We start from the raw sequence: 25892 nt of genomic DNA on the forward strand, positions 1-25892 counted from the left end.
TAACCGGCCGCATGGCGCGGCGAAAGACGCAGGATTGCGATGAATTACGACCAGATCTTCGACCAGGCGATTGACCGCTTGCACTCCGAAGGGCGCTACCGCGTGTTCATCGATATTCTGCGCAACAAGGGCGCATACCCCAATGCGCGCTGTTTCCACGGGCATAACGGACCGAAACCGATCACCGTCTGGTGTTCCAACGATTACCTCGCAATGGGTCAGCACCCCAAGGTTATCGGCGCGATGGAAGAAGCCCTGCATGATGTCGGTGCCGGTTCAGGCGGAACCCGCAATATCGGCGGCAACACACACTATCACGTCGAGCTTGAACGCGAACTGGCAGAGCTTCACGGCAAGGAAACCGCGCTGCTGTTCACCAGCGGTTACGTGTCGAACGACGCGACGCTTTCCACCATGGCGAAGCTATTGCCGGGGTGCGTAATTTTTTCCGACGAGCTCAATCACGCCAGCATGATCGCCGGCATTCGCAATTCGGGCTGCCCGAAGCGGGTTTTCCGGCACAATGACCTCGCCCATCTCGAAGAATTGCTGGCTGCTGAAGATCCCGATGCGCCCAAGCTGATCGCGTTTGAAAGCGTGTATTCGATGGACGGCGATGTCGCCCCGATCCACGCGATCTGCGATCTGGCAGAACAATACAACGCGCTCACCTACATCGACGAAGTCCACGCCGTGGGTATGTACGGCGAACATGGCGGCGGAATTTCAGAACGCGACGAAGCAGCTGACCGGATCGATATTATCGAAGGCACGCTGGGCAAGGCGTTCGGCGTGATGGGCGGATATATCGCAGCCGACCAGAAAATCGTCGACTGCATCCGTTCCTATGCGCCCGGTTTCATCTTCACCACATCGCTCAGCCCGGCACTGGTGGCCGGTGTGCTGGCCGCGGTCAAACACCTGAAGAATTCGAGCGAGGAACGTGACGCACAGCAGCGCAATGCCGCACTGCTGAAAGGTAAATTCTCGGATGCAGGCCTGCCGGTAATGCTCAGCGAAACCCACATCGTGCCGCTCATGGTTGGCGATCCGGTGCGCGCGAAAAAGATCAGCGATATCCTGCTCGCAGAATACGGCGCCTACGTGCAGCCGATCAATTTCCCCACTGTCCCTAGGGGTACGGAGCGGCTGCGGTTCACCCCCGGCCCTGCCCATACCGAGGAAATGATGGACGAGTTGACCAACGCGCTGGTCGAAATATGGGACCGCCTCGAACTCGAATTGCGCAAGGCCGCTTAATACCGGCCATCAAAGCCCTGCGGCGCATGCTGGATGCGTGCATCATTTAAATCGATATTAACCACCAGACCGTAAGCCGGGCGCATGTTTTACGTGTTTTCCATGATTGGTCTGGTCTTGCCGTGGCGATGAAGAATTTTCTTCAAGGCTTTTCAGGCAAACAAGCCGAATCGCGAGGCGAACCTTTCAATGGCGTCGGCTCCGAATTGCGCCTGCGCGTGCTGGATGAATTCGACCAGGCCGGCATCGGCTGGATCTGGGCGACCGACAGTTCAGGCAATCTGATCTACCTGTCGCAGCGCGCCAGCGAACGGCTTGGTCAGGAACCCGAAAAACTGATCGGCAATCCGCTCGACGTCATTTTCGAAATTGATTCGGAGAACCAGGCCAGCGGCTCAGGCCGTTCGCTGAAGTTCCAGATCAAGGCTCGCAACAAGATCCGCGATCAGGTTGTCCGTTTCGTCATGAACGGAGCGGCGCAGCAGGAGCGGCAGACATGGTGGTCAATATCCGGCCATCCGGTTCGCGACGCTCAAGGCGAATTCGTCGGCTATCGCGGCAGCGCCACCGACGTGACGGTCGAATACGAACGCAAGCTGGTCGATTCAAAAATGGCGGATTTCGATTCGCTGACCGGCCTTGCAAACCGCCATTTGATGGACCGCCAGATCGAAGGAACGCTGTCCGCATTCAAGGCATCCGGGCGCCCATGCGCGCTGATGATGTTGGATCTGGACAAGTTCAAGCGCGTCAATGACACGCTCGGCCACCAGGCAGGCGACGCACTGCTTATTGAAGTGGCAGAGCGTCTGCGGACCATCGTGGGCGACCGCGGCAAGATTGCGCGGCTTGGCGGGGACGAATTCCAGGTCATGCTGCCCGATGAGGACGACCGCGGAAAACTGGGCACCCTGGCAGAGAAAATCATCCAGATCCTGTCCCAGCCCTATCCCCTGGACGATGGAAAGCGCGCCATCATCGGCGCGTCGGTCGGCATTGCGGTGGCACCGTTTGACGGCGATGAACGCGAAGCACTGATCCGTAGCGCCGACCTTGCGCTTTACGCCGCAAAGAATGGCGGGCGCGGCCAGTTCCGCTTCTACGCCTCCGACCTCAAGGACGAGGAACAGGAACGCCAGACTGTCCTCGATGACCTGCGCGAGGCGCTGGAAGGCGATCAGCTATATCTGCAGTACCAACCGGTCGTTTCGATCAAGACCGGCAATGTCGTGTGCCTCGAGGCACTGATGCGCTGGGAGCATCCCGAGCGAGGCTTTGTCAGCCCGGGCACGTTCATCCCGGTGGCCGAAGACAGCGACCTCATCAACAATCTGGGCGAATGGGCTCTTCGAACCGCTTGCGAGGCTGCGCTGGAATGGCCCAAGTCGGTGCGGGTGGCGGTAAATGTATCAGCCGTACAGTTCGCCAATCAGGGCTTCCCCACGGTTGTCGCCAATGCGCTGGCACATACCGGCATTGATCCCGACCGGGTTGAACTGGAATTGACAGAAAGCATTTTCGTCGGTGACAATGACGAAACCGAGCGGATGTTCAAAAACCTGAAATCGCTTGGCGTGCGTCTCGCTCTCGATGATTTTGGCACCGGTTACTCTTCGCTCAGCTATCTGCGCGCCGCACCTTTTGACAAGATCAAGGTCGACAAAAGCTTCGTCGACAGCTGTACCCAGAAAGACAAGAACAGCGCGAAGATCATCGCCGCGATTGTCGGACTTTCCAACGCCCTCAACATGGAAACCACAGTCGAGGGCGTGGAGGCTTTTGACCAGCTGGAAGTGGTCAAGGAAAAGGGCGCGAAGCTGGTTCAGGGCTTCATTTATTCGCGCCCGCTGCACCAGACAGCCGTGCTGGAAAACTTCGAGAGCGGCGAATTCACAATCAAGCCGGATGGGCCGGACACTTACCGACCTGACCGCCGCTCTGTATTCCGCCGGATTGGCGTCATCCATGAAGACTATTACTACAACGCCGTCATGCGCGATCTGTCGCGCAACGGTGCCGGTATAGAGGGCATCGTCGGCGTCGAGGTTGGCACTGATCTCGTGCTCGATCTGGGCGAAGGCCAGTTGGCGGTTTGCAAGGTAACCCGCGTCAAGGACGACGAGTTCGGTGTCGAGTTTGAAACACAGCTGACCAATGACGGTTCAGGCAATCTGTGCACACGCCACCGTGTCTCGCCGTACACGATCGCCGCTGCAGGCCTGCCCAAGAAGCCCGGCACGGCCGGCCCGACCGAAGGCAAGCGCGATCAGTCCTCGCCCAAATACATGGAAGTCAGCGCCGCAGGCGGCGCCGCCTGAACGCATCCCTCGAAATGAGGAATATGCGCGGTTCCATTTAACTGCCCGCTCTGGCATTCGCTGTGAAAACAGCAATTCGAGAGGATAAATCTGCACATGGAATATGATGACGTCGTAATGGGCCGCCGCAGTATCCGCGGTTATCAAGACAAGCCAGTGCCGCGCGAACTGATCGAGGAAGTGCTCAAACTCGCGATGCGCTCACCCACATCGATGAACACCCAACCATGGCATTTTCACGTCATAACCGGCGAACCGCTCGACCGGATCCGCAAAGGCAACACTGAACGTATTCTGGCTGGTGAACCCGACAGCCGGGAATTCCGCCGCGGCGAACCGTTCGCCGGCGTGCACCGCGAACGGCAGGTCGACGTTGCCAAGCAATTGTTCGGGGCCATGGGCATCGAACGCGACGACAAGGAAAAACGCCAGGATTGGGTGCTGCGCGGTTTCCGTCAGTTCGATGCACCGGTTTGTGTGATCGTGGCCTATGACCGCGAACTATCGGGCAGCGACGACACCGCCTTCGATTGCGGCGCGGTCACGACCGCTCTGGTCAATGCTGCATGGAGCAGAGGACTTGGCTGCGTCATCAATTCGCAAGGGATCATGCAAAGCCCGGTCGTGCGCGAACATGCCGGTATCCCCGATGATCAGGTAATCATGAAAGCCGTCGCCATGGGCTGGCCGGACGAAGATTTCCCTGCAAACGCTGTGATCAGCAATCGCAAGACCGTCGACGAAGCAGCGCGGTTCGTGGGTTTCGAGGACTAAGGCCGCAACCGGCCCTGCGACCAGATTCATACAGCCACAGTGCAGTATGCCGCTGTGATGGCAAGGACATATCTCTGCCATGCCCTAGCATTCCCTGATCGTATTCAGGGAGAGATTAAATGGGTCGAATCAGGTTCTTGAGCGCAGCGGCATTGGCGTTGGCTTCGTGCGGTGGCGGCGACTCCTCAAGCGGATCTGGCGGCAGCACCGGCGGCGGCACTGGCGGAGGGAGCACGGGCGGTGGAAGCAGCGGCGGCGGCGGCGGAGGTAGTAGCGGCGGCACCCCCACCCCAACCATCAGCTACACCAAGTTTGCCGAACTGACCGGCGATCGAAGCTTCAACACTGCTTGCACGCTGATCGTCCGTTCCGGTGCATCGACCAGTGCCCCGGCAGCAACTTCTTTCGGCGATGGCCTCACCTACATTTTTGACGAATCCGCCGACACTTATTCGATCACTGCGTCAAATTTGAATCTCACATTCGCGCCGGCCGACCTGGCCAGCGAAGATGCGCAGGGATTTCGGTATGAGAAGGCCAACGCGAACGGGGGCCAGCCCGATACTTTTATCGTGTTCAACCCCGGCATCACCGTCCAACCGACAGATTATGCGCGGGTCAGCCGCGTTATCACGGCAGCTGCCAATGGTTCGCAGGAAGATTACCGCTGCGTATTCGGTGTTCCCACCGAACTTGAGGACTCACTACCAGCTGGGACAGTTTCATATTCGCAATATTTCACCACCGGCACCGCATTTCTGGAGGAAGTGGGCGGGAATCTGAGAGCCTTCAACCTGCGGTCGACAGAATTGAGCTTTGCAGCCAATCCGAGCAATGGTGCCGTCGATTTCACCCTGACAGTGAAAGGCACAGAGTCCGGTACCGCGACTGTATCAGAACTCGCCACGTTCAGCGGATCGACCAGCATCGATGGTACCAACCAAAGCTTCGACGGGCTTCTGGCAGATGGAAACAATGTCGCGACCGGTTCATTTGGCGGTTGGTTCTTCGGACCGCAGGGGGCCGAAATAGCTTTTGCGTGGGGTGCGGACATCCGCAGGGATGATGGGAGCAGGATCATCTTTGCGGCCAACACAGTCGGGTCAAACCCCTGACACGCTGAAACCGTGCGCCAATCCGTCCTGAAGCCATCAGGAACGATGGCCGAAAGACATTCGGGGCCGTGACCACCAGACCGCGTCTTACGGCGTTGCGGCCCCGTTTCTTGCCAATTCGCAGACTTTGAAGCATGTTTCTCCGCAGGGCAGGAGAGACTTATGGCAACGAAACTGGAACGCACCGCTGCAGACGGGCTGGTGGATACGCTGACAATCAGGCCAATGACACCGGCGATTGGCGCAGAAATATTCGACATAGATCTTTCTGCGGCGAACATCGGGGAGAGTATCCCCGCCTTGCGCCAAGCCCTTCTTGCGCATGGGGTGATCTTTTTCAGAGACCAGACGCTAACGGAAGAACAGCATATCGCGCTGGCCCGCCATTTCGGCGATCTGGAAATTCATCCGGCCACGCCGAAGGATCAGGAGAACCCGGAAATCCTGCGCATTGCGCATGGCCCGAAAAGCAGGGGGCAGGAAAATTCCTGGCATTCTGACGTGACCTGGCGCGACAAACCTTCGCTCGGGTCGATCTTGCGCGCTGTCGAAGTACCTGAGGTTGGCGGCGATACCCTGTTTGCCAATATGCACCTGGCATACGAGAACCTGAGCCCCAAAATGAGGGAATTCTGCGAAGGGCTTACCGCCGTGCACGACATCGCCCGCGTGTTTGCCGGGCGCCTCGGCAAAGCACCGGAAGATCTGCACGAGAAATACCCGCCCATGTCCCACCCGGTCATCCGCACTCATCCGGAAACGGGGAAGCAGACTATTTACGTGAACACCGCCTTCACCAGCCACATCGAAGGACTGAGCGCGAAGGAAAGCCGCTGGTTGCTCGACCACCTGTTTGCAACTGCGAGCAATCCCGAGATCCAGTGCCGCTTCCGTTGGCAGAAGGGTTCGGTCGCTTTCTGGGACAACCGGCTGTGTCAGCACTTCGCGGCCAGCGATTATTACCCTGCCCGCCGCGTGATGGAACGTGTCACGATTGCCGGTGACAAGCCATTTTATCGGAAGTCAGCCTGAGCCGTATGTAATCAGCGCAAGCTGACGACATTGTCGCTTTCGCGCGGGTCCGCGCGGTCGCCGCGGTACAGACTCGCCATTGGTTCGTCAGCGACATCAACCTGCTGCGCATCACCGAAACCGTTGAAACCGGTCTTCATGGCTGCGCCGTATGCACCAAGCATTCCAATCTCGATATAGTCGTCGGCCTTGATGTCGCCGGGCAGCAGGAACGGGCCCTGCATGAAATCCGCATCGTCGCAGGTCGGCCCGAAGAAACTGAATTCCTCCAGCGGGTCGCGCAGATCGTCTTCCAGCGCCACAACCGGAAACCGCCATTCAACATGGGCAGCATCGTACAGCGCGCCGTAAGCGCCATCATTGATGTACAGTTCCTCGCCGCGGCGCTTTTCGACGCGCACAATAAGCGATGAATATTCCGCGCACAGCGCCCGGCCCGGTTCGCACCACAATTCAGCATTGTACGCGATCGGCAGCTCGTAAAAATGCCGGTGAATGACGGAGAAGTAATCCTCCAGCGGGGGCGGTTCCATGCCCGGATAAACGCTCGGGAAACCGCCGCCGACATCGATCATATCGATCACGACGCTGGCATCAGCAATCGCGGCACGCACGCGTTCAAGGGCCTGTACATAGGCAAATGGCGTCATCGCCTGGCTGCCTACGTGGAAACAGATGCCCAGCCAGTCGCAATGCTGGCGCGTGACCTGCAACAATTCGCCTGCGTCAGCCAGATCGACGCCGAACTTCGACGCAAGTGACAACTCGGAATATTCGCTCGACACGCGCAGGCGCACCAGCAAGCGCAAATCCTTGGCCGGATTGCCTTGCTCATCGCTGCATGCGGCGATGATTTTTTCCAGTTCCTCGACCGTATCGAGGCTGAAAGTCTTCACCCCGTGCTGATGATAGGCTTCTCGGATCGCCCGCGTTGTCTTGACCGGGTGCATGAAACACAGGGTTGCTTCGGGAACGGCAGAACGCGCCAGCCGCACTTCTGCGATCGAGGCCACATCGAAATGGGTGATGCCGTTGTCGAACAGGATGCGCAGCAATTGCGGCGAAGGGTTCGCCTTCACCGCATACAGCGACTTGCCCGGAAACTTCTCGACAAAGAAGCGGGCAGCGCGCGCCGCGGCTTGCGGGCGATTGAGGATAACCGGTTCGTCCGGAGCGAGGTCGCGGACTACAGCAGTGGCGTCAGGATAAATGTGCAACTCAAGGGACCCCCTGAAGGTAGTTAAACGTCAAGGCTGCCTTGCGGTAATCTCGTCCCTTGGGGCAGTGGAGCGCGCCTATAATCCGTGTGCGCGAAACCGCAAGAAAAATCGCGCAGTCTCAGGCTTCCCTGCGCAGAATTTCAGCCTTCTTTCCCAACCAATAGATGCGCGGCAGATCTGTTCCAAAACCGATGCCCGGTAGGCCAGCCTGGCCGAAGGAAAGCGGGACCTAGCTGAGCCGGCCGCGAAAATCTTCGTAGCCGAACGATTTCACCAGCTCGAGAACATCTGTCTCACTGTCCCACAAGTAAATGCTTGGCAACTGTACGCCGTTGAAAGTGTTGGTTTTCACCATGGAATAATGCGCCTGGTCCAGGAACGCGATCCGCTGCCCCGGTTCGTTTGGGACAGGCAGGCAGTAATCACCGATCACGTCGCCTGCGAGACAGGACGGACCGCCCAACCGTACCGGCGGCTGACCATCGGCAACCTTTTCATGCAACATGGCCGGGCGGTACGGCGCCTCGATCACGTCGGGCATGTGGCAGGTGGCGGAAATATCGGTGATCGCCAGCGGCACTTCGTTTTGTCCGCTGTCGAGAATCGTACCGACGAGAATACCTGCATCCAATGCGACAGCCTCCCCCGGTTCGAGATAGATTTCAGCGCCGGTATCTTCCTTCGCATCCTTCAGGAATTCGATCAGTTCGTCGCGCTGGTAATCGGCGCGGGTGATGTGGTGACCGCCGCCCATATTGATCCATTTGAGCTGACCGAAATACGGCTCGATCGCGTCAAACACCTTGTCCCACGTCTGCGCGAGCGGTTCGAAATCCTGTTCGCACAGATTGTGGAAGTGGATTCCGTCTACACCTTCCATATGCTCATCGGTAAGCTGGTCGAGCGGGAAGCCGAGGCGGCTACCCGGGCTGGAAGGATCGTAACGCGGTACTTCGCCGGTGGGGACCTGCGGATTGATCCGCAGACCGATGTCGAAATCGCCGCCAGCCGCCCTGCCCTGATCCATGATCAAGGATGCGCGCCGCATCTGGCCCGGCGAATTGAAAATCACATGATCGGATAGCCGCCAGATTTCCTCCAGCTCGTCCGGTTTGTAAGCCGCGCAATAAGTCGCAATCTCACCATCGTAGAATTCGGAAGCGAGCCGCGTTTCCCATAATCCCGAAGAACATACCCCGTCGAGATATTCGCCGATAATCGGTGCAACCGACCACATCGAGAACGCCTTGAGCGCCGCGAGCACCTTGATGTCCGCGGCGTCACGCACTTCTGCAAGGATCTGCAAATTGGAACGCAATTTGGCCGCATCGACCACGAATGCGGGGCTATCAACCCGGTTCAGGTCGAAATGAGCAAATGCGCCCGGATCGCCGGCTTTGGTTTCCATCAGAACTCGACCGGTCCGTCCATTTCTTTCACCTGCCACGGCAGACCGTGTGCGTTCAGCATTTCCATGAAGGGATCAGGGTCCATTTCTTCCATGTTGAAAACGCCGTCCCCTTCCCACTTGCCGGTGACCATCATGGCCGAACCGATCATCGCAGGCACGCCGGTGGTGTATGACACGGCCTGATTGCCGGTTTCCTCGTATGCGGCCTCGTGGCTGCAAATGTTGTTGATGTAGAAGGTCTTCTCGCCTGAACCGTCCAGCGCTTCGCCGGTCGCGATCACACCGATATTGGTGTTGCCCTTGGTGGTTTCACCCAGCGTTTCGGGCTTCGGCAGCACGGCGGCGAGGAATTGCAGAGGGATGATGTCCTTGCCCTGATACCGGACAGGATCGATCCGGGTCATCCCGACATTCTGCAGCACGGTCAGATGCTTGATGTATTCATCGCCGAAGGTCATCCAGAAACGCGCCCGCTCCAGCTCAGGATTGAACTTGGCGAGGCTTTCCAACTCCTCGTGATACATCATGTACATGTTCTTTGTGCCGACCGCTTCAAAGTCGAATTCGACCTTTTTGCCCATCGCGGGGGTTTCGACAAATTCGCCGTTTTCCCAGTGGCGTGCGGGCGCGGTTACTTCGCGGATGTTGATTTCAGGGTTGAAATTGGTCGCAAATGCCTGACCGTGATCGCCGCCATTGCAATCGAGAATATCCAGCTGGCGGATGGTCTTCAGCTTGTGTTTCTTCAGCCACATGGTGAACACGCTGGTCACGCCCGGATCGAAGCCCGAACCGAGCAGCGCCATCAGGCCCGCTTCCTTGAACCGGTCGTGATAGGCCCATTGCCAATGATATTCGAACTTCGCCTCGTCCTTGGGCTCATAGTTAGCGGTGTCGAGGTAATCGACGCCCGCAGCCAGACACGCGTCCATAATCGGCAGATCCTGATAAGGCAGGGCTAAATTGACCACCAGACTGGGCTGCACCTTCTTGATCAGGTTAATCATTGCCGGGACTTCTTCGGCATCGATTTCATAAGTGCTGACCGCCTGGCCAGTACGTTCCTTCACCGATGCGGCGATGGCATCACATTTGCTCTTGGTTCGGCTGGCGAGGTGGATGCTGGTGAAGATATCGGCATTCATTGCCATCTTGTGGACGCAGACCGAGCTGACGCCGCCTGCACCGATTACGAGGACTGTCGACATGATTTGGTTTCTCCGAATTCGAATCTTGCGCGCTCTTTAGGGCAATGCGCGTGGCAGGCAAAACGATCCGGGAATTTCCTACACCGCGCAGTTGCGGCATAGGCCGCAAATGATCATGCTCGCCCGCGTCAACGCAAACCCGATCGTCCACCGGTTGGGCAGGCCGAGGATTTCGATCAGAACCGTGTTCCATGTGTTCCAAGCTGTAGGATTTGCCCCATGAAAGACGCCGTCCGACACCCCACTGCCGAAGGCGTTCAGCGGGCTGCACACAAGATTGCCGAAATCCTTCCTCCTACGCCGCTGCTGCCCGTAAACATCGGGCCCGTGTCGGCATGGGTGAAGGCAGAAAACCTGCAGCCGATCGGCGCATTCAAGATACGTGGCGGCTGGCACCGGCTGAGCGATCTGTCCGAGGAAGAACGCGCCCGCGGCGTTATTGCCGTCTCCAGCGGTAACCATGCCCAAGGTGTCGCATGGGCAGCGCGCAAGCTGGGCATCAAGGCAACGATTGTGATGCCGCGAAACGCGCCGCAGGTGAAACTGGACGCGACCCGCTCGCTCGGGGCCGAAATCGTGCTGTATGAACGCCCGGGTGAAGACCGTGACGAGGTTGCCGAAACGGTGCGCGCCAGGACAGGTGCGATACTAGTCCATGCCTTTGCCGATCCATGGGTGATCGAGGGGCAAGGCAGTGCCGGTATCGAGATCGCGCAGCAGCTGGGCCATCAACCGTCACGCATCATCGCGTGCTGCGGCGGCGGAGGTCTGGCTGCGGGTCTCTCGCTCGCCTGCCCCGCTTCAGAGATTTATCCGGTGGAGCCTGCTGGCTGGGACATGGTTGGGCAAGCCATGGCGCAGGGACAGATCGTGCGCGCAGGGGATGACGCGCCGGCAACCATTTGCGACGCCTTGCAGCCTGTGGCCACCGCGCCGATCAATCTTGACGTTCTGACGGGCCGTGCCTGCGCCGGAGTAACCGTTACTGACGAGGAGGTTCGCGCCGCGCAAAGGTTTGCGTTCTCCAACCTGCAACTGGTGGCCGAACCGGGCGGTGCAGCGGCGCTGGCGGCAGCGTTAGCAGGCAAGGTCCCGGTCGATGAAAGCACCGTTATCATGATCACCGGCGGCAATTGCGATCCGGCTGACTTTGCCGCGACTATCCACCGCAAAGAGTAGTTGCAATTGACAACGGACCGCCCGGCAAGCAGGTTCCGCGGCCAAATCAGGGAGGATTGAATGCAGGCTCAGATACTCGCACCGGCAGCGGTGCTCGTCTTGTGGTCGCTCGTAATGTTGTTCTGGATGGCGGGCACGCGGCTGCCAGCGATCAAGAAAGCTGGCAATGGCCTCGGCGAGGCAAAACCAGGCGGCCGGGGGCAGGACCTTGAGGGGGTCATCCCCGACAATGTTCAGTGGAAGGCGCACAATTACGCGCATCTCATGGAACAGCCGACCATTTTCTATCCGGCGGTGATCATTCTTGCGATCATGGGTGCCGGCGCGGTGGATGTGACGCTCGCGTGGATTTATGTCGCCCTGCGGATTATTCACTCGGTCTATCAGGCAACTGTGAACAAGGTGCCGGTCCGCTTTCTCATCTTCGTCGTTTCCAGCATCGTGATGGTCATCCTGGCCTTGCGCGCGGTGATGGTCACCCTGTTCGCCAATCCCGGAGTGCTGTGATGATTGTCGAAGCGATGATTTTCAAACCCGTTGTCGCCCTGCTGATCTGGACGATGATCATGTGGGTGTGGATGTATGCCACGCGCATTCCGGCAATGTCGAAATCGGACGAGATCGGCGATGCCTCAACGCTGGTCGGTTCCACCGGCGCAAGCCTCCGCGAGAAATTGCCCGACAGCGTCAACTGGAAGGCAGACAATTACAACCACCTGCACGAGGCGCCGACGCTGTTCTATGCGGTTGCGATCATCCTCGCTTTGCTTGGGCACGGCGACGGGATGAATGCGCTGCTGGCGTGGATTTATGCTGGCCTGCGGATCATCCACTCACTGGTGCAAGTGACCGCGAACCGGGTTCTGGTCCGGTTCGTCCTGTTCGCGCTATCCAGCGTGGTGCTGATGGTGCTTATCTTCCATGCGGCGATCGTGGTGTTCGACATCCACATCTGACCCGCGCACAGAAAACCGATGGAGGGGCGCTGCCGTGCGTCCCTCCATCCAAGAATTCAATGCTCTGAATTTACTCTGCCGCTTCCGGCTCGGGCAGTGTTTCCGCGAAATCCAGCGTGGCAAGAAAGCGCTCCGCATCCAGCGCGGCCATGCAGCCGGTACCGGCCGCAGTCACCGCCTGCCTGTAAGTGTGATCCATCACGTCACCGCAAGCAAAAACGCCGGGAATTTTCGTCTTCGGAGTTCCCGCCGCAACCATCAGATAGCCGCTATCGTCCATCGGCAGCTTGTCCTTGAACAGCTCAGTTGCCGGCGCATGGCCAATCGCGACGAACGCACCGTCAGCTTTCACCGTGCTCTTCTCGCCGGTGACAGTATCGACCAGCACCAGATGATCGAGAGCGCCGTTTTCACCAGCCACAAACCGTTCAACGGTCTTGTTCCAAAGCGGCGTAATCTTGTCGGACCCAAAAAGCCGCTCCTGCAAGATTTTCTCAGACCGCAATTCGTCGCGGCGATGGATAAGCGTCACGTCGTCAGAATGGTTGGTGAGGTAGAGAGCTTCCTCCACCGCAGTGTTGCCACCGCCAATCACGACGACTTTCTTGCCGCGATAGAAAAATCCGTCGCAGGTGGCGCAGGCTGACACGCCCTTCCCGCCCAGTTCCTGTTCACCCGGCACGCCCAGCCATTTTGCCTGCGCCCCGGTGGCAATCACCAGCGTATCGCCGATATACTCGTCCCCGCTGTCGCCGATCGCGCGGAAAGGTGAACCGTTTGCCAGATCAACCTCGACAATCGTGTCCCACATCATACGGGTTCCGACGTGCTCTGCCTGAGCCTGCATCTGTTCCATCAGCCACGGGCCCTGGACCACATCCTTGAAGCCGGGATAGTTCTCGACATCGGTAGTAATGGTCAGCTGGCCGCCTGGCTGGAGCCCCTGCACCACGATCGGTTCGAGCATTGCCCTCGCCCCGTAAATCGCTGCGGAATATCCTGCCGGACCGGACCCGATGATGAGCATTCTGGTATGATGAGTTGCCATTGAAATTTTCCGTTCTTCGGCGCCCGGTACTGAAATTGGCCGCCGCCATTAATTCGATGTTGAGCCGATCTGGTTACGCTTCCAACAGATGCAAGCGTAATGCCTCGCGCCGCGCACTGTCGACTTCCAACACGTCTTCGAGAAATGCGTCGAGAGAGCCGTGTTGCTCCTCCACAGCTTTACGCGCCGCAATGAGATAACGGGCATCGACGCCCATCAGCACACGGATTGTCGCATGATCGACATTACCGTATTTTGCGCGGACAGCCTTTGCCCCCGCAGCCACGCGAGCATCCAAATTCCCGGCTGTGTTTGTCAGCAGATAATCTTCCATCGCATCATCCGGATGGACCCCCAGAATATGATGGAGCAAATCCACCGCCATTCCCGTGCGATCCTTACCCGCAAGGCAGTGCACAACGCTGGCACCTTCACCGGATGCCAGCGCCGAGAAGTAGCGTTTGAATATCCAGATCAGATTGTCGCGGAACGGCAGCTGCGAATACAGACGTTCCATCGCGGCGTGGGCTGCATCAGCATCGATCGAATCCTTTGCGGCTTCAACATGCGGGGCCAGCCCGGCGGTTTCACCGTCGAAAAAATGAACCTGAGCATCGAAGCCCTCTGCCCGGCGGCATGGGTTTGCGTTTCGCTCACTGTTACCGCGAAGGTCGATAACGTGCTGCAATTGGAGGTCGGCGATTGCAGCCAGATCCTCGTCTGTTGCTTTACCGTGTTCACCGGAACGGAACAGTAGGCCGGTTTTCACTCTGCCGCCGCCTTGCACGGAATACCCGCCATAATCGCGGAAATTATGGACACCCTGGAGCGGAATTACACGTTGATCGGTCATGCCGGATCGGTTGCCAGCCTTGCCGGTCTTGCACAAGCATTTCCCGGCCCGCCCTAGGTATTTTCACCCCCGCGCCGCTTCAGAACGTCTTTGCCTCCGTGCCTTAGGTCCCAAAGCTCGGACAACCCAAGGAGACCTGACAAATGGCCTATATCCTGATCGTTGATGACGATGAAATGGTCGCAGAAATGGCGTGTGAGATCCTGATGGATGCAGGCCACGCATTCGGATGGGTGGTGGACGGATCGGCTGCACTCAAACTGCTCGAATGGCGGCGGCCCGATCTCTTGCTGCTGGATCAGGATATGCCCGGCCTGACAGGTGCGAAAGTCCTCCGCACCATACGCACATCGCCCAGACTTTATGACCTGCCCGTGATAATGTTCACCGCGATCACCGGCGCCGAAGACGAGCAGCAGGCGCTTTATTCCGGGGCACAGGATTACGTCCGCAAACCCTTCGATGCGAAATTTCTCACCTGGAAAGTCGACCACGTTTTGAGGACCCGCGCGGACCGGCCCAAGCATCTGGATTTGAAAGACCTGCTGATCCGTCAGGCAAGCCTGCGCGAGGAGAACCTCACTTCTGCCCGGAGAGTTCTGTGAAAGCAGCGTTGCCGCCTCTATCCTCCCATAGCTGAGCTGAATGATCTGCCGAAAACTCGAAACGAAAAGCCACCCCGTCCATTGGTAAGGCACAGCCGCAAACGCGGACAGACGTAATATTTCGAGGAAGACAGACCAATGAATGTACTTATCGCAGGATCGACCGGAAACACCGGCCTTCGCCTCTCGAACCAGCTGGCAGACGCAGGCCACCACGTCATTGCCCTCCACCGCGGAAGCTCCGACACGAGCAAGCTGCCGGAAAATGCGCAGCTTCGCCAAGCGGATTTGACCGACCTTTCGGACGAGGTATGCGAAGGTGCCGACGTAGTCGTATTCGCGGCAGGATCCGGCGGCGGTACCAGCGAAGAAATGACAGAAAAGGTCGACCGGGACGGTGCAAAAAGCCTGATCGACAAAGCCGCAAAAGCCGGAGCGAACAGGTTTGTAATGCTCAGCAGTGTCGGGGCGGACAATCCCGATCCGGATTCGGAACTCGCCAACTACCTGCAGGCAAAGCACGATGCCGATGAATACCTGAAGGCATCGGGTCTTTCCTACACGATCGTGCGGCCAGTTTCGCTGACCGATGATGACGGGCAGCGCAATGTTCGGCTTGGTGACGATGTCGACCCAAGCGGCAAAGCCGCACGCGGCGACGTTGCGGCCATTTTAGCGAGAGCTGCCACTGATGATGCGATGCTCAACAAGACCTTCCTGATGGAAAGCATGGGTTGAGGCTTTCAACCCAACCACACGTTTCGGTCTAGCTCACGCCGCTCCGAAGCCTGATGAAAACTCAATTCCTGCAGGACTGGCTCCAATTTCCAAATCCGATGAAATTGCGGGTATTCTCGCTTGGTGAAAATGCGCGGCTAGCCCGCATCCGCTTGTGTTGAAATCTACTCCAAGATCCTGTCAGCTGATGGCTTGGCCAGACATCTGACTTTGGCGCAATATGTGCGCAGACGAAACGGTGTTCCTCTCTGACATAAGCGAACGCTGCAGAACATGCTTGCCCGCTCGCTGGGGGCAAGCTCTTTGGCTGGATTCTGGCGCCATTGGAACCCGATTTGGAGCTATGGTTTAGGCAGATATATTCTGTCGCCGCTTCAACGTGTTGCCTCGCAATGGCTGGCTCTCGTTGTCACATTTGCGGTGAGCGGTGTGCTGCATGACCTGGTCATGGTGGCAATCCGCAAGGAAATTGTGCTTCTCTTCACGCCATGGCTCTCGATCCAAGGCATAGCTGTAGTGATCAGCAGTCATTTTGGATGGAGTTTCGACAATTGGCCATGGCTGGCAAGGGCCGCAATGAACTTAGCCTACATCATTGCCGGCTTGGCGCTGGCGTTCGTGTTCGCCGCAAGGCTAAACCTCGGCTTCTGATGCTAGATCGAAAATTTGGTAGCGGAGGAACTTAACTTCCTCATATATTTCAATTGTTTAAGTCTATTTCCACGATCTGTGCCAAGCATGACTGTGCCAAAAGCACCTCGATTGGCACACTTTGGCACACTCGGTTTTGAGGTTGTCAGCTACTTAGCTTGGTGATGTCGGGAGATGCGTTGTGCCAACCGTCGACCTGTTGTGCCGTTGCACAAGACCAACAACACTCAGACGCTGAACTTGTCGAACACGTTAAGTAGGAGAGTCTCGAGATGGCTGGTCACAATATTCGGACCAACAGTAAGACTGTTAGGATGTCCGCACCCGTTGCGGAGCTTCAAAGCCTTTGCAAGCTCTTCCTTGACGTTCTTACCGATCACACCAATCGCGACGAGACGGTCCAAGAAATCCGCCTCCTTCATACGGGCTAAGCCGTCTTCATTCGCTGCGCCTTTCCATCGAGAATCCACTCTCTTCGCTTCAGCATTGAAGGCAGCAAGATGATTGGCGACAACTTCGCGATAGAGCACGTCGACTGCCGCGATCCATGACATGACGATTGCAGAGCGGTAAAGCTTCGCCTCGTAGCATCTGATCGCTTCTTCCACGAATGCCCGTGTCGTTTCGCTTTGGATCTTGCTCAGGTGCTGTCGGAGATCAGTCGCGACCTGGGCAGCTGCTGGACTAACGGACTCCACTCCCAAGTCCCGAAGGTGTTCCTTTCCTTTCTCCGTGATTTCCCAGCCCGTGGGCACCCTAATCGCCATCCCTTTGCTGCGACTAAGAGTTGAAGATAGATTCCATTTTTTTGGGATTTTCAGTCCGGCTTGCTCGGACCTTTGGCGTACATCGGAAAGGCCTGTTGGCTCGTTAAATGTCGCTAAGATTAGGAGAAGTTTGTCGCGAGCTGGTAGGTCTCGGTGTAGCCAGCTTTTCAGTTCACCGACGTCAAGCAAGTTTGGTTACCAGCTGGTCGTAAGTCTCGGCGTTGAGCGAATATTTGCCATCAGAAACCTCGTTGAACTTCGTTCCAACGAGCGTTGCCAAGGTCCTCGTCAAGTTGTTCGACATCGTTTCTCTGTAGTGCATCGTGGCTTTCTTCATCGTCGCCAGCAGGTCGGCGCGATTGAAAGTCTCCTTCTTTTCGAAGATTTGGAGAGACGCAGCAGCGGCGACCGCGACATCCGAGGCGCTTTTGCCGTCAAGCTCTTTGACTATCGAGTTCATCGCTAGCTTCTTAGACGGTGCTACTTGAGCGCCGAGCGAAGGGGAAGAAACAGCCGGTTCCTCAGAGTGAGAATCTCCTGCCTCCGCCAGCGCAGGGACGGTAAATAGCGTCTCAATATGGGAGAACAGGTCTTTGATGTCTTCGACCGAAAGCTCCGTTTGCCCCTCGTATTCGAACTCAACCTGACCAGCTTTGATGCGTACTTTAGCAGTCACCGAGAAACCCCTGTATTTCTAGCACTGTCAGGTAGGTGCAGGGAGAGTGACGAGCATGTCAAGAAGGGGGGACGCCTAAGGCCCTAATTATTCGACTATAATACCCGTTGTCATCCGATAACCGGTACTACTTACATGTGCCAAGATTACGCTGATATTGTGCCAGATCCGTGCCAATCAAGCTGAAAAACTTGGCACACCTCACAGAGGAAATGCCACTTTTCAGGGGCTTAGGTGCTTGGGAATGGTAGCGGAGGAGGGAAATGTAGGGAGCGTGTAACGTGCTGATTTACCTTATCAACTTTTTGGATCGCCATGCAAATACCCCCATCAATACCCCCAAAATCGGACAGATGAGATAAAGCGCCTTTGGCAAACGACGACATGTTATTCGTAGTGACAGGTGAAATGAGCGTCGGCCGTTTTTGGGCCGATCAGAAGGCGAAACGCCAGGTCATGAACCATCCGCCCGATTGTACATCGAGGACATGTCATGGTCTGGCATGGACTGTATATTGTGGCCCGCATGCGGATCTGGTGTGTCGCTAGGCTTCGCATTCATCGGCGGGGGAGTGGCCGCAGGTGACGGCGCTACTACCGGAGTGCTCGCCGGTCGGTCTGGTTGCCTACCGGCAGTCGCAGCTTCACCCGACCGGTTCGTGTTGGCCTCTCCAGCGGGAGAGGCAGCGTTGTCTCTTTCGCCTTCACCAGCACCTGTGCTCTCGGTCGGCGGGGCCGTATACAGTGGCAAGGCTTCAGCTTCTGATGAAGTGTCCTGCGTCTGATCACATGCAGCGAGCCCTAGCCCCAGTGCCGCCGCAGCAAGGGGGGCAACAAACGCGTTCCGATTCGATCTACGCATCATTCTATCCTTCAAAGCCAGGAGATACCAAGATGATTGGCACCGTGCGCAAGCTCGCCGCCCAGAAACCCCTGCACCAGCACGAGAGCGGCCATGGAAAAGATTGCGGCGCGAAGCAGGGTCCGGCTCGCGGAAGCACGGCTCGCAAGATAGGCCATCGCCAGACCGAGGACGGCGATCAGCATTCCGTTCCAGCGATGAACCTGCATCGCAGTATCTCCGCCGAACCAGAGACCGGTATGGATCCAACCGAATATGGCCGCCACGACCGCCCCGGCGGCACCGCCATAAACAAGTACGCGCACTGCCGGCTCTAGGCCTGTGCCCTTCCGTGCGATGATGAATAGCTCGGTGAGAGCTGCCATAAAGAACAAAGCGATCGGAAAGTGTACGGTGGCGGGATGCAGCGATTTGAGCACACCGACCAAGCCCTTGTCGCCTTCGCCTGCATCCTGTCCATTCGCCCAGTCATGATCAGCAGCCGTATCGCCGTGCCCCTGCGCAGACTGGATATCTTCTGACGCCGCATCGGAGACGACAGCACTGGCCGCTTCACCATGTTCTTCGTCGCCATGGGCCTGGGCCGGACTTATCCAGAGCAGACTGGCGGCCACAATAGCCATGAATTGGATTGGTTTCATTCTCTTTGGGCTCCGGTCTTAGCGACAGTCGTGCGACCTATTGTATCGGTAGTGCTCTGCGAACCCTCATCTCTCGCGGTAATGCAGCGAGGCGAACGACGGCGCGTTAGGGTTCAAATATAAATCACGAGATGGTCGGGCCTCCTGCCTTGCACAGCGCTTTGGTGAGGGTGGCCAGCCTCAGGTACGAAGCGAAAGCCCGGCCACCATCTCCTAATCGTCTTGCGCCATGTTCTCGTGAGCCGCCATCTGCTCCATCATGTCGTGCATCATCATCATGCGCTGGTGACAGGCCGCCATCATATCGGCATTGCCGCCCTGCATCATGCCCGCCATGTGCTCCTGCATTTTTGCACGATGTTCGGCCATCAGCCTTTGGCGTTCGGCAGGATCGCCCGCCGCGTGGGCCTGCTGCATCAGCGCGCGCATTTCTGCCATCTTTTCACGATGGGCCGCCATAGCGTCGGAATCCTGCATCATATGGCCAGCGTGTGACTGCTGCTGCGCCGCCGCTTGATCTCCGTGGTCATGCTGTTGCTGGGCCATTGCCGGGGTGGCTGCCAAGCCGGTGGCGAGCGCGAAAGCTAGAACTGTCCGTTTCATGGTCGATTTCCTTTAGTCGGTCTTGCGGTGGATGCTGTGTGCATTCATCTTCTTTACGCAGCCGACATCTCTTCCCCTCAAACAATCCGCAGCAGCGGTGGGGCTGGTGGGCCGAAGCACGGCCGGTTGCAGCGGTGCTGTTTTTCGGCCACCTTTTTGAGAGAAGCTGATAACGACGAATGGGGAGTATCATGGTGCCAGCAGAGCCGTCGGAGAAGCAGACGTGAGCACGGTCAATGAGGACGGCAGCTGGGATGTTCCGGAGCCCGATCATGCCGAGCTGGTGCAAATGCGCATTCGCCTCATAACTCTCGAGAACATAGTTCTCGGCCTCTTGTCCGGGGCGAGCGACGAACAGATCGAACAGATCAGGAAACGTGCGGACATGATCGAACCGCGTCCCGATGCGAGCCGGCATCCGCTTACCGAACTGGCAGCAGGTGACATGCGGAAATTTCTCGAACGCGCTGCTCGCATGGCCAAAACCGAGAGCCGCGAAGACCGTGACTGATCCAGGCTTTGGGGCAGCAAAGGCGTTATGCAGGACGTGGAACTCCGGCCCGCCGCTATTTCCTTGCGCACATCATTCCGGCGTATCCGAAGCATGACCAGAACCCATTGGCTGATCTTTGTTTGCGGGAGCCTGATCGCGTTCGTCTGGGAGATTTTCCAGATGCCATTCTTCGAACCGGGTGATCTCGAACCCTTCGAGCGGACCATTCGCTGCGGCATTGCAAGCCTGGGCGATGGCGTGATCCTGCTGACAGGTTATAGCCTTGCAGCATTACGTGGCGGGCACGCATGGCTCTGGCAAGCCGCCAAAATGCCCTATGCGGTCTATTTCGGCTTCGGGCTTGTCGTCGCAATCGCCGTCGAAATGATCGCCACATCGCTTCCGGCAAACAGTTTCCTGAGCTGGCGCTACAGCGAGTTGATGCCGCACGAGCCAGTGACGGGACTAGCGCTGATCCCGATCGCGATGTGGACGGTCGTGCCGGCGCTAACGATCCTTCTGGTCCGCTTTGCCCGAGCCGAACCTGATTAAACTGGGAGCGGCTTCAGGGTGCATTCGGCACATGTTTCGCCCGCCGCCTGATCCTGGGAAACCGGTTCGCAAGCAGGACAAAGCCCGAAACCGCGATAATCGTCCCGCCGATCCCGAACAGTAGCAGCCACCAGCTGTTGATGCGGTCGCGCTGCGTCCAGTCCATGATATGCAGCCCCCAGATAAAATCGAACAGGCGCCAGGTGTCGCTGCGGGCAGCGAGCACCGAGCCACTCGATGCATCGATGTAGACGCGGGTATTGTCCTCATCGCCGTAGGTGATCTGCCACGCCGGAAACGGACCCCGGAATTCGGTCCCGACAGCGTCTTCGATGAGGCGTGTGGTCGCTATGGTGGTCGATGGCCCGGTCCAGGCACGTCGGGCGATGGCCCGTGCACTCGCGGCGGGAAGGGGCGAGAGGAGCATCCCGCTATCCGGGTCGCGGAGCGTGACGCTTCCATCGTCCCGGCGGACCTCGGTTACTGCCCTGCCGCCGACCGCGCGCGTCGCAAGGGAAACCACCCCCTCGCTGCTATCGAGCCATTGGGGCATGACAGCATCAGCGGGCAGGACCTCCGGCGCGCGCGAAACGACATGTTCGGACCGAACCTCTTCGATGTCGAGAAACGACATCAGCGCCCCGGTGATCATCCACAGGAGCACCTGGACGCCGACAAAGATCGCCAGCCATTTGTGAAGCTTGCTGCCCAGCACATGAAGACGCAGCTTGAAAGAGCGTAACGCCAATCGGTGTTCCCCCGATCAAATCAGTTGTTACGCGGTGCGCGTGACGATGAATGGTATTGAACGATCTTCCAGCCATCTGCATCATGAGCGAGGACCGAGGTCGCAACCCCTTCGCGGTCGATTACGCGGCCGTCGGCCAGTTCGATCCGATAGGTGTACGTTTCGCGGCCATAAGCCATATGTCCCATCCGGGTGACTGCGAGCGTCGGTTCGCCGAAGGTGAAGCTGGTTATTGCATCGAGTTCCGGTCCCAGGTGATGCTCCATGTAATGCGTGAAGCTGCCTTCCGCCTTGCCGTTTTCGTAAACGAAGGATTCCTCGGCAAACAGCGCGGCCATGGCCTCTGCATCGCGCGACGTCAGGGCATCGCGATATGATGTCAGAACCGCTTCTGCCCCAGCGACGTCGTCGTTCATCGCAGCCATATGCTCGGCATGGTTCATGCCCTGCTCCGTATGGTCCATCGGCGTTGATACCGAATGTTCCGAATGCGCCGAATGGTCCATGGATTGTGCCAGGGCGGGAGTGCCCCCTGCAGCCAAGGCCAGGGCGACCGCGCTTAGGGATAGTCTTGTCCTCATTGTATATTTCCTTCTCTTAAAACCAGAATCGAATTCCCACGACGTAATTCGTCACGCTAGAGTCTTCCCCTGCGGCGCGGGCATAATCGGCGCTGTCACCGATCCGCCATTCCTGGGATACGCCAACATAGGGCGCGAATTCGCGTGCGAACTCGTAGCGAAGACGCAGACCTGCCTCGATCCGGTCGAGGCCAGCGCCAATGCCGAGTTCGGGAATATCCTGCACCGAAAGTGCGATTTCGGCACGCGGCTGGAGGATCAGCCGCTGCGTGATGCGCTGATCAAGCTCGCCCTCAAAACGCGCCGTCACATTGCCTTTGTTCGATACGAACGCTGCAACGTCTACCTCGAACTGGTAGGGAGCAATGCCCTGTATGCCAATGACCGCATGGGTGCGCTCGGGCCCTGTCAGATCCTGGCGGACACCGGCTTGGAAATCGAAGAAGGGAGCGATCGCCCGGCTCCAGAGCGCCTGGACTTCGGCGCCCTCGACAGGCTCACCGAAGCTGCCTTCACCCTCGGACTTGAACCAGAACTTGTCGATATCACCGCCATAATAGCCCTGGATATCCCAAAGATATCCATCCGCTCCCTCGCGGGCGCGGTATTCGAGCCGGTCGGCCTGAAACCAGAAGCGCATCCCGCCGTCGGTCTCGCGGACAAGTTCGCGCCGCGCTTCGTTCATGGCATCCTCGCCCCAGATCGCAACCGCCGCGCGCGCGGGACCGCTCCCGGCTTCGGGAGGAGGCGGCAGCAGCGGGATATCGTCGTTCGAGCCCATCTGCATCGACGAATGGTCCATGCCCTGCATGTCCTGCGATCCCGTCTGCCCGTGGTTCATCTGGCTGTGATCCATCTGCCCATGGTCTGTCGACGAGCTGCTGGCTTCCGCCTGCCCCATGTCGCCGTGATTCATCTGCGAATGATCCATCGTCGAATGGTCCATCGCAGCTTCAGGCTGGGCAGTACGTTCGCACGCCCCCTCTGTTACCGGATGCCCCATCGCACGATGGCGCGCGGCTTCCTCCTCGCACTTTACCTTGGCGTCAGCCTGCGCCTCGGCGCTCTGCTGCGGCTCCGCCGGCGAGTGACCGGCATGCTGGGCTGCGGCGGGCGAAGCGAGGACTGCACCTGCTGCGACGGAGGCGAAGAAGCTGAAATTGAAAGTCTTCATGCTTCGCTCCCGTCCGGATTGGCAACCGTGACAATCTGAAACATCCCGGCATGCATGTGGTAGAGAAGGTGGCAGTGGAAGGCCCAGTCGCCCGGCTCGTCCGCCGTCAGGTCGAACTGCGCGCTGCCACCCGGCTGCAGGATAACTGTGTGCTTGAGCGGTTGACGGTCGGCCGGGGCGCCATTGACCAGCTCGAAGAAGTGCCCGTGCAGATGGATCGGGTGCGCCATCATCGTGTCGTTGATGAGCTTCACGCGCACGCGTTCGTTATAGGCGAACCGGATCGGCTCGTCGGAGACGGCGGAAAACTTCTTGCCGTCAAACGACCACATGTAGCGTTCCATGTTCCCGGTGAGATGGATTTCCATCCGCCGCGAGGGAGTCCGGCCCTCCCGATGAGGTGTCAGCGAGCGGAGCTTGCGATAGTCGAGCGTGCGGTGAGGGACATCGGCGAGGCCGATGCCGGGATCGCCCATTCGGTCGACCGGGTTCATCGAGACCATGTCTAGCCCGGGTCCGACCTTCACATCGGGAGGCAAGCGCGAGATATCACGCATCTGCATGCCTCCCGCCATTCCGGCCATGCCCGCCATATCCGAATCGCCGGACGAACCATGGTCCATTCCCGCCATGTCACCGCCACTGCTGTGGTCCATTCCGGTCTTGCCGGCATCGCCGCCGGAGCCATGGTCCATGCCGCTCATGCCCATATCGGCCATGGTCAGCAGCGGGGGATCGCGCAGCGGAGGTATGGCGGCGCGCGCGCCGGGTGTGCTCGCAAGTGTGGCAATACCCATGCCGGAGCGGTCCATGGACTCTGCCACCAGCGTGTAAGCCTGTTGCTCGCCCGGCGTCACGACGACATCGTAGGTTTCGGCAACGCCGATCTGGAACTCGTCGACCTCGACCGGTTCGACATCCTTCCCGTCCGCCTGCACGACAGTCATCGGTAAGCCGGGAATACGGATATTGAAAAAGGTCATGGCTCCGGCATTGATGAAGCGCAGGCGTACGCGCTCGCCGGGGCGGAAGAGATATTCCAGGTTGTCGAGCGGGCCGTGACCATTGAGGAGGTAAGTGTAGGCAGCGCTCGACACATCGAGGATGTCGGTCGGCATCATGCGCATCCTCGCCCACATCCGGCGGTCCCCGCCCGAAAGCGGATAATCGTCGGTCCAGGTGTTCTGGTTGTAGTTGAAGTAGCCTTCGCCCTTCTTGAGCTTGTCGAAGATCGTGTGGGGCGACATATCGCTGAATTCGCTCAGCACCACGATATATTCGCGGTCGGCCTGCACCGGATCGGGTCCGGCGGGATCGACCACGATAGCGCCGTAGTGCCCGGCCTGTTCCTGCAACCCGCTATGCGAGTGCCACCAATAAGTTCCTGCCTGCCGCACGGGAAATTCCGCTGTGAATGTCTCGCCTGGTTTGACGCCGGGAAAGCTCACGCCGGGTACACCGTCCAGTTGGAACGGCACGAGCAGACCGTGCCAGTGAATTGAGGTATCTTCCTCGAGCTGATTATGAACGTTCAACCGCACGGTCGTGCCCTCTTGCAAACGCAACAGCGGACCGGGGATCGTGCCGTTGACGGCGATGGCGCCGCCGCGCCTGTTACCCGTCGCGAAGGCAGAACGTGCGACAGTGAGGTCGATATTCGGCCCCGCTACCTCGTCCAGTCCTTTCCTAGCGTTACCCGCCAGGATGTCCGCGCCGCGCGCCCAGGCCGGCATGGCACCGGAGAGACCAAGCAGGCCCAGCCCGCTAGCACTTGTTCCAAGGAATTTTCGGCGATTGAGGGCAGGCATAGGGGGCTCCTGAAAATGCGTATACCGTCACATACGCGGCCACCTGCCCTACCCCTCAAACTTTTCGAACCGCTCCTTCAGCCGGTTGCGCGCACGATAGATGCGCGTCTCGACGGCTTTCTCGGTGGTGCCGAGCAGCTCGGCAGCCTCGGCCTGGCTGTACCCCTCGACAGTGACCAGCACGAGCGCCTCTTGTAGGCGCACCGGCAAGCGCCCGATTTCGGCCTGGACCAGCCGCAGCTGTTCGCGGGCTTCGGCAACATTTTCGGGATTAGGAGCATCGTCGGCAACGGCGTCGGCTTCCCGCCCATCCGGCAAACCAAGGAAGCCAATAACTTTCCTGCGGCGGAGCCTGTCGCGGCACCGGTTGAGAACGATTGTCGTCAAATAGGGACCGATGGGCTTGCTCGGATCGAGGCGATGACGAGTCAGCCAGACCGACGCGAGACCGTCCTGAACGACATCTTCGGCCCGCGATGGTGAACCCAGCATGCGCGTGGCAAGCGCAATCAACCGGGCGATCTCGCTCTCGACGAGAGCTGTGAACGCCCGCTTGTCACCGGCTATCGCCCGCCCGATCAGAGCTTCATTCGAAGTGTCATCCACCGCTGCCAAGGCT

The 25892-nt window shown here is 58.5% G+C and carries 27 protein-coding genes; 13 read left to right on the plus strand and 14 right to left on the minus strand.

Annotated elements, in window-relative coordinates:
- The first annotated feature begins 39 nt into the window (after positions 1-39).
- From hemA to PO778_RS05540, 5 genes are all read left to right on the plus strand, one after another.
- Positions 40-1260 (plus strand): 5-aminolevulinate synthase, encoded by a 1221-nt coding sequence (hemA, locus tag PO778_RS05520; protein WP_160730054.1) that lies wholly within the window; start codon positions 40-42, stop codon positions 1258-1260.
- Between the two features lie 128 nt (positions 1261-1388).
- Positions 1389-3578, plus strand: coding sequence for an EAL domain-containing protein (locus PO778_RS05525; RefSeq protein ID WP_271438895.1), 2190 nt, complete (start codon positions 1389-1391; stop codon positions 3576-3578).
- A gap of 96 nt (positions 3579-3674) precedes the next feature.
- Entirely contained in the window at positions 3675-4352 is a 678-nt protein-coding gene (locus tag PO778_RS05530) for a nitroreductase (protein WP_160730056.1), read from the plus strand.
- Between the two features lie 119 nt (positions 4353-4471).
- Positions 4472-5467 (plus strand): hypothetical protein, encoded by a 996-nt coding sequence (locus PO778_RS05535; protein ID WP_271438896.1) that lies wholly within the window; start codon positions 4472-4474, stop codon positions 5465-5467.
- Positions 5468-5629: 162 nt separating this feature from the next.
- The gene (locus tag PO778_RS05540; RefSeq protein ID WP_271438897.1) at positions 5630-6499 is read left to right on the plus strand and encodes a TauD/TfdA dioxygenase family protein; all 870 of its coding nucleotides are present in this window, start codon (positions 5630-5632) and stop codon (positions 6497-6499) included.
- A gap of 11 nt (positions 6500-6510) precedes the next feature.
- Here PO778_RS05540 and PO778_RS05545 read toward each other — a convergent pair whose 3' ends face one another.
- The 3 genes from PO778_RS05545 to PO778_RS05555 all read right to left on the minus strand — a co-directional run bounded on the left by PO778_RS05545 (position 6511) and on the right by PO778_RS05555 (position 10338).
- Positions 6511-7716, minus strand: coding sequence for a type III PLP-dependent enzyme (locus tag PO778_RS05545; RefSeq protein ID WP_271438898.1), 1206 nt, complete (start codon positions 7714-7716; stop codon positions 6511-6513).
- Between the two features lie 232 nt (positions 7717-7948).
- Complete coding sequence (locus tag PO778_RS05550) at positions 7949-9127, minus strand: carboxynorspermidine decarboxylase (RefSeq protein ID WP_271438899.1); 1179 nt, start codon at positions 9125-9127, stop codon at positions 7949-7951.
- Positions 9127-10338, minus strand: coding sequence for a saccharopine dehydrogenase family protein (locus PO778_RS05555; protein ID WP_271438900.1), 1212 nt, complete (start codon positions 10336-10338; stop codon positions 9127-9129). The genes PO778_RS05550 and PO778_RS05555 overlap by 1 nt, the downstream gene beginning before the upstream one ends.
- A 219-nt stretch (positions 10339-10557) precedes the next feature.
- Here PO778_RS05555 and PO778_RS05560 point away from each other — a divergent pair, with 219 nt between their 5' ends.
- The 3 genes from PO778_RS05560 to PO778_RS05570 are packed head-to-tail and all read left to right on the plus strand — an operon-like array spanning position 10558 to position 12473.
- Positions 10558-11517 (plus strand): threonine ammonia-lyase, encoded by a 960-nt coding sequence (locus PO778_RS05560; RefSeq protein WP_271438901.1) that lies wholly within the window; start codon positions 10558-10560, stop codon positions 11515-11517.
- Between the two features lie 60 nt (positions 11518-11577).
- Positions 11578-12024: an MAPEG family protein gene (locus PO778_RS05565; RefSeq protein WP_160730064.1), complete on the plus strand. Its 447-nt coding sequence runs from the start codon at positions 11578-11580 to the stop codon at positions 12022-12024.
- Entirely contained in the window at positions 12024-12473 is a 450-nt protein-coding gene (locus PO778_RS05570) for an MAPEG family protein (protein ID WP_202391596.1), read from the plus strand. Before PO778_RS05565 ends, PO778_RS05570 begins: the two co-directional genes overlap by 1 nt.
- A 70-nt stretch (positions 12474-12543) precedes the next feature.
- Here PO778_RS05570 and trxB read toward each other — a convergent pair whose 3' ends face one another.
- Positions 12544-13521, minus strand: coding sequence for a thioredoxin-disulfide reductase (trxB, locus tag PO778_RS05575; protein WP_271438902.1), 978 nt, complete (start codon positions 13519-13521; stop codon positions 12544-12546).
- Positions 13522-13594: 73 nt separating this feature from the next.
- The gene (locus PO778_RS05580) at positions 13595-14374 is read right to left on the minus strand and encodes a tyrosine-protein phosphatase (protein ID WP_271438903.1); all 780 of its coding nucleotides are present in this window, start codon (positions 14372-14374) and stop codon (positions 13595-13597) included.
- A gap of 143 nt (positions 14375-14517) precedes the next feature.
- On the opposite strand from PO778_RS05580, the gene PO778_RS05585 reads away from it, so the two are divergent.
- The 3 genes from PO778_RS05585 (at position 14518) to PO778_RS05595 (ending at position 16368) form a co-directional block, all read left to right on the plus strand.
- A complete protein-coding gene (locus tag PO778_RS05585) occupies positions 14518-14979 on the plus strand; it encodes a response regulator (RefSeq protein ID WP_271438904.1) in 462 nt (153 codons plus the stop codon).
- A 138-nt stretch (positions 14980-15117) separates the two neighbouring features.
- Entirely contained in the window at positions 15118-15717 is a 600-nt protein-coding gene (locus PO778_RS05590; protein WP_271438905.1) for an SDR family oxidoreductase, read from the plus strand.
- Positions 15718-15990: 273 nt separating this feature from the next.
- Positions 15991-16368, plus strand: a complete 378-nt coding sequence (locus PO778_RS05595; protein WP_271438906.1) for an MBOAT family protein — start codon at positions 15991-15993, stop codon at positions 16366-16368.
- A gap of 227 nt (positions 16369-16595) precedes the next feature.
- Here the strand turns inward: PO778_RS05595 and PO778_RS05600 are convergent, their stop codons facing one another.
- The 4 genes from PO778_RS05600 to PO778_RS05615 all read right to left on the minus strand — a co-directional run bounded on the left by PO778_RS05600 (position 16596) and on the right by PO778_RS05615 (position 19917).
- Entirely contained in the window at positions 16596-16976 is a 381-nt protein-coding gene (locus PO778_RS05600) for a hypothetical protein (protein WP_271438907.1), read from the minus strand.
- A gap of 340 nt (positions 16977-17316) precedes the next feature.
- On the minus strand, positions 17317-17811 hold the full coding sequence (locus PO778_RS05605; RefSeq protein ID WP_271438908.1) for a hypothetical protein: 495 nt from the start codon (positions 17809-17811) through the stop codon (positions 17317-17319).
- 873 nt (positions 17812-18684) lie between these two features.
- Complete coding sequence (locus PO778_RS05610) at positions 18685-19314, minus strand: DUF2231 domain-containing protein (RefSeq protein ID WP_271438909.1); 630 nt, start codon at positions 19312-19314, stop codon at positions 18685-18687.
- A 213-nt stretch (positions 19315-19527) separates the two neighbouring features.
- The gene (locus PO778_RS05615; protein ID WP_245755803.1) at positions 19528-19917 is read right to left on the minus strand and encodes a hypothetical protein; all 390 of its coding nucleotides are present in this window, start codon (positions 19915-19917) and stop codon (positions 19528-19530) included.
- A gap of 223 nt (positions 19918-20140) precedes the next feature.
- Between PO778_RS05615 and PO778_RS05620 the strand changes: the two genes are divergently transcribed.
- Positions 20141-20428, plus strand: a complete 288-nt coding sequence (locus tag PO778_RS05620; protein WP_090479056.1) for a hypothetical protein — start codon at positions 20141-20143, stop codon at positions 20426-20428.
- 93 nt (positions 20429-20521) lie between these two features.
- Entirely contained in the window at positions 20522-20962 is a 441-nt protein-coding gene (locus PO778_RS05625) for a hypothetical protein (protein WP_011413854.1), read from the plus strand.
- A 13-nt stretch (positions 20963-20975) separates the two neighbouring features.
- On the opposite strand, the gene PO778_RS05630 is transcribed toward PO778_RS05625, so the two are convergent.
- The 5 genes from PO778_RS05630 to PO778_RS05650 form a co-directional block, all read right to left on the minus strand.
- Positions 20976-21710, minus strand: a complete 735-nt coding sequence (locus tag PO778_RS05630) for a PepSY domain-containing protein (protein ID WP_233994312.1) — start codon at positions 21708-21710, stop codon at positions 20976-20978.
- 20 nt (positions 21711-21730) lie between these two features.
- Positions 21731-22216, minus strand: coding sequence for a YybH family protein (locus PO778_RS05635; protein ID WP_007163863.1), 486 nt, complete (start codon positions 22214-22216; stop codon positions 21731-21733).
- A 91-nt stretch (positions 22217-22307) separates the two neighbouring features.
- Positions 22308-23465, minus strand: coding sequence for a copper resistance protein B (locus PO778_RS05640; protein WP_271438910.1), 1158 nt, complete (start codon positions 23463-23465; stop codon positions 22308-22310).
- Positions 23462-25273, minus strand: a complete 1812-nt coding sequence (locus tag PO778_RS05645; RefSeq protein ID WP_041685072.1) for a copper resistance system multicopper oxidase — start codon at positions 25271-25273, stop codon at positions 23462-23464. The genes PO778_RS05640 and PO778_RS05645 overlap by 4 nt, the downstream gene beginning before the upstream one ends.
- Before the next feature lie 48 nt (positions 25274-25321).
- Positions 25322-25879: an RNA polymerase sigma factor gene (locus tag PO778_RS05650; RefSeq protein ID WP_438944378.1), complete on the minus strand. Its 558-nt coding sequence runs from the start codon at positions 25877-25879 to the stop codon at positions 25322-25324.
- Positions 25880-25892 lie beyond the last annotated feature (13 nt).

The sequence above is a fragment of the Pontixanthobacter luteolus genome, assembly GCF_947494915.1.
In the GTDB taxonomy this organism is placed as follows: Bacteria; Pseudomonadota; Alphaproteobacteria; order Sphingomonadales; family Sphingomonadaceae; genus Pontixanthobacter; species Pontixanthobacter luteolus.